We start from the raw sequence: 13,126 nt of genomic DNA on the forward strand, positions 1-13,126 counted from the left end.
AGCGGGGCCGTCATGGCGTCCTGGCCTGCGTACGGGGCAGCCTCGTGGCCCCTGCCGCGGCGAGCAGGCAGAAGCCGAGAACCCACCAGAAGGTGTCGGCGAACGCCGAGGAGATGTCCTGGCCACGGGCGGAGAGCCGGCTCTGGAGGACCACGGCGAGAGCGGCGGTACCCACTGAACCGCCCACGGTGTTGAGCAGGTTGAGCGCTCCGGCGGCACGGGGCAGCTGCTCCGGCTCGATCCGGCTGTAGACGATGTTCATCACCGGCGCTCCGACCATCGCCATCCCGAGGCCGCGTACGGCGAGCGCGGTGGCGATCACGGCGTCCGGGATGCCGTGGCCGAGTTGGGTGAACGCAACGGTGCCCGCGAGGATCAGCACGATTCCGGTCACCACCAGGGTCCGCGGCGCGACCTTGTCGATGGTGCGGTTGACCAGGACCGAACCGGCGGCCGCGCCCAGCCCCTGGGGGGCCAGGAGCAGCCCCGCCTCCCAGGCCGAGAGGCCGCGGCCGGTCTGGAAGTACAGCGGCAGCAGGAACATCGTGCCGAAGACCGAAGCGCCCAGCACCGCCAGTGCGAGGGCGGCCGCGCCGAAGGGCGGCCGGGTGAAGAGCCGGGGGTCGACCAGCGGTGTGGCACGCGTGCGCAGCCCGTGCACGGTAAAACCGGCCAGCATCGCGAGGCCCGCGGTCACTCCGACCGCGGCGGGGAGGGTGCTGCCGTTGGCCACCTCGGTCAGCCCGTACACCAGCACGGCCAGGCCGGGCGAGAGCAGCGCGGCGCCCCGCACGTCGAACGGCGTCCGCCGCGGCGACGGCGCCACCGCCGGGACGTGACGGCGGGCGAGCAGAGCGGCGGCCGCCCCGATCGGCAGGTTGACCAGGAACAGCCACGGCCAGGGCGCCACGCTGAGGATGGAGCCGCCCGCGAGCGGGCCGAAGACCGGTGAGAGCAGCGGGACGACCGCGACGACGCTGATCACCCGGCCGGTGCGGTTCGGTCCCGCGACGCGGGCCAGCAGTGCCTGCCCGGTCGCGGGCAGCAGGCCGCCGCCGAGGCCCTGGATCACCCGGAAGACGATCAGGCTGGTCGCCGACCACGCCAGCGCGCACAGAAGCGAGCCGAGCAGGAAGACGCCCACGGCGGCGAGCCATGTCCGCTTGCCGCCGAACCGGTCGGCCAGCCAGCCGGACGCGGGCACGGCGGCGACCACGGCCAGGAGGTAGGCCGTGCTGACCCATTGGATCTCCGCGACCGATGCGCCGAACTCGTCGGTCAGGGCGTCGATTCCGACGCTGACGATCGTGGCGTCCAGCGTGGCCATGAAGGTGCCGAGCACCAGGATGAACGCGACCCGCAGCAGCTGTCGGTCCACCCGCTCGACGGGAGGCGCGACGTCCTTGCTCATCGGCCCTCCAGGAGATCGAGCACGTCGGCGTCGAGGTGCTTGTCCAGGTTCCGGAGCAGGTCGAGCAGCTCCTCGGCGAGCCCGTCGACGTCCACGCCCGCCCGGTGGGCGAGCACGCCGGTCCAGCCGTCGCCGTCCGGCATGACCGTCAGGGTCGCCGGGTGGTGCGTGGCCTCGCGGAAGCGGGTCCCGACGACCGTGAGCCCGGGGGCGGGTTCGCGGAGGCGTTCCGGGTCGACGGGGTAGTTCTCGAACACCACCATGCTGTCGAACAGCCGGTTCCGCCCGGTCAGCCGTTCCAGGTCGGACAGGGCGACGTGCTGGTGCTCCACCAGGGCCCGCTGCCGGGTCTGGAGGTCGGCCAGCGTGTCGGCCAGCGTGCCGGCGAGCCGTGCCCGTACGGGGACGGTGTTGGCCAGCAGCCCGATGATCTCCTCGACACCGTCCAGCTCCGGGGGACGGCAGGCGACCATGGCCCCGAAGCAGACGTCCGTCCGGCCGGAGCGCCTGGCGAGCAGCACCGACCACGCGCCCTGGACCAGCGTGTTGCGTGTCAGACCGCGCCCCGCGGCGAGGCGGCTGAGATCGGCCACCAAGGCGGCGTCGAAGTCGATGACCTCGGGGTCCTGCCATGCCGGGCCCGGCACTCCGCCACCCAGGTGGTCGCCCTCGGGCAGGCCGTCGAGCTCGGCCTTCCAGGCCCCGAGGTCGGGCTCGTGGTCGGCGCACCAGCTCAGGTAGTCGGCGAACGGTACGGGGGCGGGCAGCTCCGGGGCCACGCCCCGGACCCGCGCCGTGTAGAGGGCGAACAGCTCGATGAGGATGCGCGGGGCCGACCAGCCGTCGGAGAGGACGTGATGGGTGGTCAGGACCAGGTCGGAGCGGTCGGGGCCGCGCCTGATCACGGTCAGGCGCACCAGCGGGCCTGCCGTGAGGTCGAAGGGCTCGGCCAGGTCCGCGGCCAGCACCTCCTCGGCCGGCCCGTCGGTCACCCGGAAGTCCGGCCTGGGCGACATGGGGATCACCGCCAGGGCGGCGGGGAACACGGCGCCCAGGTTCGGGTGGCGGGCCAGCAGTTCGTCACCCGCGGCGCGCAGGGCGTCGGTGTCGAGCGGGCCGGCGAGGGAGAACGCCGACTGCACGGTGTACGGGTCGGGCCGCTCGGTGCGCGAGTGCCGCAGCATCACCTCCTGCAACGGCGTGAGCGGCTGGATGCCGGCGACCGGCCGGTCGGGGCCGAGCGCCCTGATCTCCGGCGCGGCCGCGGTGCTCAGGAGCGCGGTCCGCAGATGTCCGCCCAGGTCCTCGATCTCGGCGGCGGTGAACAGCGCGGACGGCCATGTGATCCGTACGCCGAGCACGTCGTCGCGTACGAGGGCGTTGACCATCAGGCTGTGCGGAAGGGGCATGGCGTCGGAGCCGCCCGAGCCGAGCGGGTCGGCGTCCGGAGCTGCCTGCCACGGCGTCTCGTCCGCCGGGGCGCCGGGGTACTGGCCGAGGTAGTTCCACGCGACCTCCGGTTCCACGGGGTCCAGCAGGCCGGCAGCGGTGAGAACACCGTGGCCGAGGCCGTCGCCCTGTGCGCGCAGCCGCTCACTGACGGCCTTGACGTCATCGTCCGCGTCGAGCAGCACGGGGTGGACGGCCGTGAACCAGCCGACGGTCTGTGACAGGTCGACCTGCCGGGGGCGGCCGTGGCTCTCCAGCGCGACCAGCAGCCTCCGCGGCCCGCGCCAGTCCCGTACCGCCTGGGCGAGCGCCGTCAGCAGCACGGCGTCCGGGGTGGTGCGGTAGGCGGCGGGCAGCGTCGTGACCAGGGCGCGCGTCGATTCGGGGTCGAGCCGGATCTCGTGGTGCGTCGCCGTGGCCACGGTGTCCCGGGCGGGGTCGAGCGGGCGGGCGAGAGCCTGTGTGGCGCTCATCCGCTGCCAGTGCGGCAGTTCGGCGCGCCGGTCGGCGTCGTGCAGTGAACGCGCCCAGCCGAGGAACGACTCGCCGTGCCGGGCCAGGGTCCCACCGGAGTAGGCGTGTTCCACGTCGTCCAGCAGGACGCGCCAGGACACACCGTCGACGACCAGGTGGTGGGCGATCAGGACGAGTCGGCCCGGCCTGGCCGGCCCGGCGTCCACCCATACCGCGCGCAGCAGCGGACCGGTGCGCGGGTCCATCGCACCCCGGGCCGCCTCGGTCCCGGCGTCGGAGGCGGCCCGCAGGCCGTCCGCCGCCGGTACGCGGGTCAGCACGTCGGCTCCGGTGACCGCGCCGACGGGCGGGATGCGCAGTACGTCCCCGACCAGACGGGCGCGCAGCACGTCGTGCCGGGCCAGGAGCGTGTCGAGCACGCCCCGCCAGGTCGTCTCGTCGCCGCCGGACGGGACGCAGATCTCCACCCACTGGCAGAATCCGTCCGCGGCGGCCCCGGCACGGCGCAGCAGGTCCCGCATGACCGGGGTCAGCGGGGCGTCCCCGACCGCGGGTGCGTCGCCGGCGTCGAGGTCCCGGGCCCGCGCCGCGATGCCGGCGACGGTCTCCCCCTCGAAAACGTCGCGCGCGGCGAGTCCGAGCCCTTGGCGCCGGGCGCGCGAGACCACTTGCAGCGCGACGATGCTGTCTCCGCCGACGGCGAAGAAGTCGTCGTCGAGGCCGACCTCGTCGGTGCCCAGGATGTCCCGGAACACGGCGAGGAGCAGTGCCTCGGCCTCGGTGGCGGGTTCGCGTCGTGCGGCGGCGGTGATCTCGGGAGCGGGCAGCGCCGAGGTGTCGAGCTTGCCGCTGGGGCTCAGCGGGAGCCGGCTGATCGGCACGAGCGCCGTGGGCACCATGTGGTCGGGCAGTTCCCCGGCCAGGTACTCGCGCAGTCGCGCGGTGTCGAGGTCGGCGTCGTCGGTCGGGATGACGTAGCCGACGAGCCTGCCCTCCCGCATGATCACGGCGCAGGCGCGGACATCGGGATGACCGGTGAGGGTGGTCTCGATCTCACCCAGTTCGACGCGGAAACCGCGGATCTTGACCTGGTGGTCGGCGCGGCCGAGGAACACCAGCTGCCCGTCCGGCCGCCATCGCACCAGGTCGCCCGTGCGGTAGATCCGCTCCCCCGGCGGGCCGAACGGGGAGGCCACGAACGTCGCGGCGGTCAGGCCGGGACGGCCGAGGTAGCCGCGCGCCAGGCTCGGCCCGCCGAGGTACAGCTCGCCCGTCACGCCGACGCCGACCGGCTGGAGCCCGCCGTCGAGGACGTAGGCGCGGACGTCGGGGTCCGGGCGTCCGATCGGCAGCGGTCCGGTGTCCTGCGGGTCGTACCGCCACGTCGTGGAGTTGATCGTGACCTCGGTCGGCCCGTAGGCGTTGAACAGTGCCCTGCGGCCCTCGCCCCAGCGCCGCGCCAGCTCGGGGTCGAGGCGCTCGGCGCCGACGACGAAGAACACGTCGGGATCGACGGTGCGGTCGTCGGGCATCGCGGCCAGGAACGAGGGGAGCAGGTTCACCCCCGTCACCCGGTGCTCGGCGATGTAGTCGAGGAGTTCGTCGCCGGGCACGCGCACCTCCTCGGGTGCGATCACGGACGTGCCGCCCGAGAGCAGGGGAACCATGGTCTGCCAGAACGCGACGTCGAAGCTGGTCGACGCGAAGTGCAGGTACCGGTCGTGCTCGGTGACGCCGACGACCTCCTCCTGGAGCGCGATCAGGTCGGGCACGCCTCGGTGGGTCACGCCTACGCCCTTGGGGCGCCCGGTGGTGCCGGAGGTGTAGATGACGTAGGCGAGCGCGTCGTCGGTGAGCGCGGCGCGTGCCTCGGCCGGGTCGGTGTCCGGCGCCGACGCGAGCGTGCTCGGGTCGTCCAGCCGCAGGACCGGGATCTCGCGTGCGACGGGCAGTTCGGCGCCGGTCGTCACGACGGCGGCCGGTTCGATGTCGTCGAACATGTAGGCCAGGCGCTCGCGCGGGTAACTCGCGTCCATCGGTACGTACACGGCGCCGGCCTTGGCCACGCCGAACAGCGCCACGGTCATCTCGATGTCGCGTCCGAGCAGGACCGCCACCGGGTCCTGGGGCCGTACGCCGCGCGCGATCAGCGCGTGGGCGAGCCTGTTCGCCTGTGCGTCCAGCTCTGCGTAGCTGAGGCTCCGGTCCCGGCAGACCAGCGCCTCGGCGCCGGGCTTGCGGTCGACCCAGGCGGCGAACTCGTCCAGCCAGTGGCCGCGGGCCTTGGCGGCGACGACCTCGGTTCCGGTGCGGAGCATCCGCGCGCGCTCGTCCGCGTCGAGTGCGGGCAGCCGGATCGCGGGCCGTGCCGGGTCGTCGACGATCTCCCGCAGGAGGTTGCGCAGCCAGCGGCCGTAGTCGCGCACGGCCGACGCCTCGAAGGCGCGTGGCTGGTAGCCGAAGCCGATGGTGATCTCGTCGTCGGGGATCACGATGACGGTCAGCGCGTAGTGCGTGGCGTCGGTGATGTCCACCCCGGCGAGGTCGAGGCCGGGGGCGAGGGGGGTGCGCTTCCGGCTGGACAGCGGGAAGTTCTCCATCACGAGCATCGTGTCGAACAGTTCGCCGATGCCCGTGGCCCGCTGGATCTCGGGCAGACCGACATGGTGGTGCTCGGCCAGGGCGACGCTCTCGGAGTGCACCCGGGCCATGAGCTCACGGGCCGTCATGTCCCGGCTGTGCCGGACGCGTACGGGGATCGTGGTGCCGAGCTGGCCGATCATCGACTCGACTCCGTCGACCTCGGCGGGCCGCCCGGAGACCGGGCAGCCGAACACCACGTCGAGGCGTCCGGTGAGCCTGCCCAGCAGCAGTCCCCACGCGGTCTGGAGGACCGTGGTCAGGGTGACGCCCTCGTCGCGGGCGAACGCGCGCAGCCGGTCGCTGAACCCGCGGTCCAGCCCGATGGTTTCGCGGCCCGGCCGCTCGATGCCGGTCTCGGTGCGCGCGGGTGCCAGCCTGGTCGCGTCGTCGACGCCGGCCAGGGCGTCCCGCCACGCGGCGAGTGACGCGTCCCGGTCCCGGCCCGCCAGCCACCGGAAGTACTCCGACAGCGGCTGACCGGCGGGGGCGGCGGGCCCGCCGCCCAGCTCGGCGTAGATGGCGAGGAGGCTCCGGCCGACCAGGGGCATCGACCAGCCGTCGAGCAGGGAGTGGTGGTTGGTGATCACCAGCTTGTGCTCGGCGGGCCCGACACGGGACAGCAGGAAGCGGATCAGCGGTGGCCTGCTCGGGTCGAACGGGCGCTCCAGATCGGCGCGCGCGGCCTCGGGGAACCGGTCGTCCTGCCGCCACTCCAGAGTGATGTCGGCGGGGATCACCTGCACCACGTCGTCGCCGGCCGTGCCCAGGTACACGCGCAGAGCGGGGTGCCGGCGCAGCAGTTCGCGTGCGGCCTCCGCCATCCGGTCCGGGATCAGCTCGCCGGCCAGGGTGGTCACGGCCTGGACGACGTAGACGTCGGTGTCGTCCTCGTCGCGGACCAGGGTGTGGAAGGACAGCCCGACCTGGAGCGGTGTGGCGGGCAGTACGTCGGCGATGCGGCCGGTGCGTTCGAGGGCGTCGATGGCTGCCTGGTCGAGGTGGACCAGCGGGAGGTCGGACGGGGTGAGCCCGCCCGGGGTGTGGAGCGCGTGCTCGGTCAGTGTGTCCAGGGCCGCGGCCCAGGCCGTCTGCAGCGCCGCCACGACGTCGGTGCCGAGCACTTCGGTCGCCGCGGTCCACTCGACGGCGAGCCGGGGCGCGTCTCCCTCGTGGACGAAGCAGTTGAGGGCCAGGACCTGTTCCAGGGCCTTGGCGCCGGGCTCGATCACCGAGAACGCGTCGTGTTCCGGCAGACGCCATCCGGTCGCGGACAGCGGGGCGAACCGGCCCAGGTAGTTCAGCAGTACGTCCGGGGGTGGGGTGGCCGAGAGCTCGGCAGCGGCCTCCGGGTCGAGGTGGCGCAGGACGCCGTATCCGATGCCGGCGTCGGGGATGTGGCGCCTGGCCTCCTTGGCGGCGCGCAGGGCACGGCCCGCGTCGTCGGAGGCGGGGACGCGCACGGGGTACTCGCTGGTGAACCAGCCGACCGTGCGGGAGAGGTCGAGGTGTTCGCGGCCGTGGCCCTCCATGGAGACCGTGATGTCGTCGCCGGACAGGCCCCAGCTCCGCAGGGCGAGCACGAGCGCCGCCAGCAGCACCTCGTCCACCCCGGCGCGGTAGGCCGCGGGCAGTGTCGTCAGCACTGCCTCGGTGGCCTCGGGTGAGGCCACCGTGACCGAGCGGTGGGCGGTCGACACCGTGTCACGCGCCGGGTCCAGCGGCCGGGTGCCCAGCCGGGACGCGGTCGCGAGCGCCTGTCGCCAGTGGCCGAGTTCGCCCCGTCGCGCGCCGGTCGTCCCCTGTTCTGCGAGCAGCAGGGAGTGCCGCCGCCACGAGGCCCCGACCGGGTCGAGGGCGCCGCCCGTGCACGCCGTGTGCAGGTCGGGCAGGAGGACGCGCCAGGACACGCCGTCCATGGCGAGGTGGTGCACGACGACGACGAGACGGTCCGCGGTGTCGTCGCCGGTGCGGAGCAGGGCCGCCCGCAGGAGGTCGCCCGTCCTGGGGTCGAGTTCTCCCGCCAGTCGCCGGGCCAGGACGGTCGGGTCCTCGCCGCGCACCTCGTCCACGGCGGCCCGAACCGTGCCCCGGGGCAGCACTTCCAGGCCGTCGGCCACCCGAAGACGCAGGGCGTCGTGGTGGTCGAGCACGGCCTGCACGCCGGTGACCAGGGCGTCGCGGTCCAGTTCGTCGACGCTCAGCGCGGTCCACTGGGCGTAGCCGGCGACGACGTCCACATCGGGATGCGGGTCGAGCAGGCCGCGTACGATCGGCGGCGCGGGCACGGCTCCGGCCGGGTCGTCCACCGGCTCGGGGACGTCCTGCAGCAGTTCGGCGGAGGCGGCCAGGGCGGCGAAGCTACGGCGCGCCAGCAGGTCTCGCGGCCGCAGCCCGAGGCCCACGGCCCGCAGCCTGCTGCTGACGGTGATCGCGGTGATGCTGTCGCCGCCGAGGGCGAAGAAGTCGTCGTCCACCCCGACCCGTTCGACGTCGAGCGCGTCGGCGAGCACGGCGCAGAGCAGGCGCTCCTGCTCGGTGCTCGGCCCCCGGCCGCCGCCTGCGGCCGCGGGCGCGGGCAGGGCGGCGCGGTCGAGCTTGCCGTTGGGCGTGACGGGCAGTTCGGCGAGCACCACCACCGCCGTCGGCACCATGTGGTCGGGCAGCCGCTCGGCGAGGTGCGCACGCACCGCGTCCCCGCTGACCGAGGCCGACACGACGTAACCGACCAGCCGGGACGAGAGCACCCTGGCGGCGGCCGCCGTGACACCGGGGACCGCCGCGAGGGCCGCTTCGACCTCGCCGGTCTCCACCCGGTGTCCGCGGATCTTGACCTGCCCGTCGCCCCGCCCCCCGTATGCGAGGCCCCGGCCGGGCACCCATCGGGCCAGGTCGCCGGTGCGGTACATCCGGTCTCCCGGGGCGCCGTACGGGTCGGCGACGAAGCGGTCGGCGGTGGCTCCCGGCCGGCCGAGGTAGCCGCGGGCCAGGTGCGGCCCTGCCAGATACAGCTCGCCCGTCGTGCCGTAGGGGACGGGTTGCAGCGCGCTGTCCAGCACGTAGGTCCGGGTGCCGGCGAGCGGGTGGCCGATCGTCGGCTCCCCGTCGTCGATCCGGGCGGTGGTGCTGTCGACGGTGGCCTCGGTCGGGCCGTAGATGTTGCGCGCGTTCGTCCCCGACCCGGCGACCTTCCGCCAGAGCGCGGGCGGGGTGGCTTCGCCGCCGAGGACCAGCAGCGTCGGACGCAGGTCCAGCAGACCGCCCTCGATCAGCGGCGCGGCCATGGACGGCGTGGTGTCGACGATGTCGATGCCGTCTCGGGCGTACGCGGCGAGCAGGGCGTCGGCGTCGCGGATCGTCTCCGCGTCGTAGACGTGCAGTTCGTGGCCGCAGAGCAGCCACACCAGGTGGTCGAACGCGGAGTCGAAGGCGAACGAGTAGGTGTGAGCGGCGCGCAGCCGCCTGCCCGCGGCCTGTTCGGCCTCCGCGACGACGGTGGACCGCTGGTGGTGAAGCAGCGCGGCGAGACCGCCGACGCGGCCGAGCACGCCCTTGGGCCGTCCGGTCGACCCGGAGGTGTGGATCACGTAGGCCAGGTGCTCGGGGTGCCGGGGCGCGGCCAGTTCACCGGCCGCCAGGGGCGCGCCCGAAAGGACGGCGGCCTCGGCGAGCAGGGTGTCCCACGCGAGCCCGTCGATCGCGCCGGAGGTCACCACCAGTGCGGGGCGGGTGTCGTCGATCAGCTCGCGCAGTCGCTCGGGCGGGTACGCGGCGTCCAGGGGCAGGAAGGCGGCGCCCGCGTCCAGCACGGCCAGCAGGGCGACGACCGAGTCGGCGGAGCGTGGCAGCGCGAGCACCACGACGTCGTCGGCCCCGATCCCGCGGGCCCGCAGTGCGCGGGCCAGCCGGTGCACCCGGTCCGCGAGGTCCGCCGCCGTCAGCCGCTCCTCACCGCAGACCAGGGCCGTACGCCCGGGTCCGGCGGCGGTCATAGCGTCGAACGCGGTGGGCACGTCCAGGGGGGTGCCGGGCAGCGGCGCCGGGCACCAGGCCCGCATCAGCCGGTCCACGTCGCCGGTCATGGCGATCCGCCCGACGGGCCTGCCGTCGACGAGGGCGGTCAGCAGGGTGCGCAGCCCGGACAGCAGACTGTCCACCGCTGCCTGGTCGTTGGTCCGCGCGTCGACCTCGAAGCCGAGCAGCAGCCCGCCGTCCCGGGTCGGCAGGACGCTCAGGCCCATGTCCTCCGGAGGGCCTCCCGCGACGTTGCGCATCACACCGCCGGCCCCGGCGAAGTCGATCGCCAGGTCGAACGCCTTGAGGTTGATCCCGCGTCCGTGCAGCAGAGCGCCGGCGCCGGGTACACCGAGGTCCTGCGGAAGGTCCTCGCCCCGGTACCGCTGGTGGTCGCGCATCTCGCGCATCGCGGTGGCCACCCGCCGGCTCAGGTCGCCGAGCCCGTCGCCGCCGCGCACGGTGACCCGCAGCGGCAGCACGTTGACGGCCATGGCGGGCGTACGCAGCTCGACGGAGCCGGCCCGGCACATCAGCGGCAGCGCGAACACGACGTCCGTGCGTGCCAGCATGCGGTGCAGGAAGGCGGCGTACCCGGCGATCAGCGCCTCACCCCAGGTGACGCCCTCGGTGTCGGCGAACGCGCGCAGCCGGGCCGTCTCCTCGGGTGCGAGGACCGTACGGGCGGTGAGGGTGCGGTCGGGGGCGCCTACAGCGGTGTCGGGGCCGTCCGGTCCGAGTTCGGGCAGCGGGGTGAACCGCTCGACCCAGTACGCCCGGTCCTCGGCGAACCGGTCGCTGTCCCGGTAGGCCTGGTCGGTGGCGACGAGAGCGGCGAAGCTGCCGAACGTCGACCTGGCAGGCTCGCTCCCCCGCACCAGGGCGGTGTAGCGGGCGCCGGTGCGGCGGGCGAGCATCGCGGCGGTGTAGCCGTCGAAGACCAGGTGGTGGCCGAGCTGGGTGTACCAGACCTCCCGGTCGGAGAGCCGGATGACGGTACGTGAGTAGAGCGGCCGGTCCACCATCCCCCGGCACTGCTCGGCCGCCCGCGCCCGCTCGGCGTCGACCAGTGCCTGCGCGGCGGCCACGGGGTCGGCCGCTCCCCTGACGTCGATCACCTCGGGGGGCTCGACCGGCTCCTCGCTGACCGCCTGGCGGGGCCCCTGGGGGGTGTCGTACACCCGCAACCGCAGCGTCTCCGCCTCTTCGGTGGTCGCCCGGACCGCCTCGACCAGCGCCTGGACGTCGACCGGCTCGCCGCCGGATATCTCCACGACGTCGCCGACCACGTAGTACGGCGAGTCCGGCTCCAGACGCTGCGCGTTCCAGATGCCCAACTGGGCCCGGGTCAGGGGGAGGAGGCCGCCGGAGGAGACGCTTGCGGTGCTCAACTTACTCTCCTTGAAGTGTGGGGACGACCATCGGTGTGCCGGTCACGGGGTCGGGGACGATGACACTCGGCAGGTCGAATACGTCCTTCATGAGGGCGGCGTCCACGATGTCTCCGGGGACGCCCTCGGCGACCACCCTGCCGTCCCTCATGGCGACCAGGTGGTCGGCGAAGCGGCACGCCTGGTTGATGTCGTGCAGGACGGCGATGACGGTGCGGCCCTCGTCGCGCAGCCGGGCCAGCAGGCCGAGCAACTGGTACTGGTGGGTGATGTCCAGGAACGACGTCGGTTCGTCGAGCAGCAGGTAGGGCGTCCGCTGGGCCAGCACCATGGCGATCCACACCCGCTGCCGCTGCCCGCCGGACAGTTCCTGCACCGGCCGTTCGGCGAGGTCCTCGACACCGGCGGCGGCCATCGCCTCGGTGACGGCCTCCTCGTCGTCCGGCGACCACAGGGCCAGCAGCGACTGGTGCGGGAACCGTCCCCGGCTCACGAGCTGCCGGACCTTGATGTCATCGGGGGCGAGCGGGTCCTGCGGCAGGAAGCCGAGTTGCTTGGCCAGCGCCTTGGGCGCGTACCCGCCGACCTCACGGCCGTCGAGTTCCACGTGGCCGGCCTCCGGGCGCAGCAGCCGCACCAGGGCGCGCAACAGGGTCGATTTGCCACAGGCGTTGGGGCCCACGACGGCGGTGAACGCACCGTCGGGGACGTCGAGGCTCAGCCGTGTGGACACGACCCGGTCTCCGTAGCGCAGGGTGATGTCCCGCGCGGTCAGGCGTGCGGTCACGCGCGCCTCACCTCCTTGGTCAGCAGCCAGATCAGATAGCAACCGCCGATCGCGGTGCTCACCACTCCCACGGGCAGCGCGACGGGCGCCAGCAGCATCTGGGCGAGCAGATCGGCGCCTTGGAGCAGAACCGCCCCGGTCAGCGCGGCCGGGAGCAGTGGCACGCCGGCCGCGCCGGCGAGCCTGCGGCCGATCTGCGGGGCGGCCAGGGCGATGAACGCGATCGGCCCGGCCACCGCGGTCACCGTGGCCGTGCAGCCGACGCCGACCAGCACCATCAGCAGCCGCAGCCGGTTGAGTCCGACCCCGGTGGTCGCCGCGACCGCGTCGCCGAGCGATGCCTGGTGCATGGCGTGCGCCCGCGTGGTCATCAGGATGAGCAGTACGGCGATCACCGCGAACGGGATCTGCACGTCGCCCCACCCGACGCCGTTGAGTGAACCCGCGCTCCAGCCGACTGCGGCGATGGCCACCTCCAGCTCGGCGCGCAGCACGATCCACGAGTTGACCGCCGTCACCATCGCGTTGACCGCGATGCCGATGACCACCAGCCGCAGTCCGGAGAAGCCTCGTTGGTAGGCGAGCAGGTAGATCGCCGCGGCGACGACCAGTCCGCCGAGCACGGAGCCGGCGGCCAGTTGTACGGACGTGCCCGAGAGTACGGTGAGGGCGACGAGGGCACCGGTGTAGGCGCCGGCGTCGAGGCCGATCACGTCCGGGCTGCCCATCGGGTTGCGGGTGAGGTTCTGGAAGATCGCCCCCGCCACACCGAGTGCGGCGCCGAAGACGAGCCCGGCCAGCACGCGCGGGAGCCGCCAGTCCGAGATGACCACGGAGTGTTCCGCGCCGGTCAGCACGGCGAACACCTTGGCCGGGGAGGCCCAGGAGGCGCCGTAGCAGAGGCCGAGCAGTCCGAGGCCCAGCATCAGGACGGTCATGACCGACACAAGTACGGTCGTA

Annotated in this window: 4 protein-coding genes; all 4 read right to left on the minus strand. The window is 73.7% G+C overall.

The window, feature by feature from the left end; genetic code table 11:
* Nucleotides 1–10: 10 nt before the first annotated feature.
* Genes ACIP63_RS16640 through ACIP63_RS16655 form a run of 4 tightly spaced genes read right to left on the minus strand, consistent with a single transcriptional unit; the run spans nt 11 to nt 13,104 of the window.
* Complete coding sequence (locus ACIP63_RS16640) at nt 11–1,411, minus strand: MDR family MFS transporter (protein ID WP_401516207.1); 1,401 nt, start codon at nt 1,409–1,411, stop codon at nt 11–13.
* Complete coding sequence (locus tag ACIP63_RS16645) at nt 1,408–11,379, minus strand: amino acid adenylation domain-containing protein (RefSeq protein ID WP_401516209.1); 9,972 nt, start codon at nt 11,377–11,379, stop codon at nt 1,408–1,410. Before ACIP63_RS16645 ends, ACIP63_RS16640 begins: the two co-directional genes overlap by 4 nt.
* A 1-nt stretch (nt 11,380) precedes the next feature.
* Nucleotides 11,381–12,166 (minus strand): ABC transporter ATP-binding protein, encoded by a 786-nt coding sequence (locus ACIP63_RS16650; RefSeq protein WP_401516211.1) that lies wholly within the window; start codon nt 12,164–12,166, stop codon nt 11,381–11,383.
* Nucleotides 12,163–13,104, minus strand: coding sequence for a FecCD family ABC transporter permease (locus ACIP63_RS16655; RefSeq protein ID WP_401516214.1), 942 nt, complete (start codon nt 13,102–13,104; stop codon nt 12,163–12,165). Before ACIP63_RS16655 ends, ACIP63_RS16650 begins: the two co-directional genes overlap by 4 nt.
* Between the last annotated feature and the right edge of the window lie 22 nt (nt 13,105–13,126).

Source organism: Streptomyces sp. NPDC088746 (assembly GCF_044751065.1).
GTDB lineage: Bacteria > Actinomycetota > Actinomycetes > Streptomycetales > Streptomycetaceae > Streptomyces.

Excerpts from the sequence above, each read along its gene's own strand:
- ACIP63_RS16640 (WP_401516207.1), bottom strand. The coding sequence starts at position 1,411 with ATGAGCAAGGACGTCGCGCCTCCCGTCGAGCGGGTGGACCGACAGCTG.
- ACIP63_RS16655 (WP_401516214.1), bottom strand. The coding sequence starts at position 13,104 with ATGACCGTCCTGATGCTGGGCCTCGGACTGCTCGGCCTCTGCTACGGC.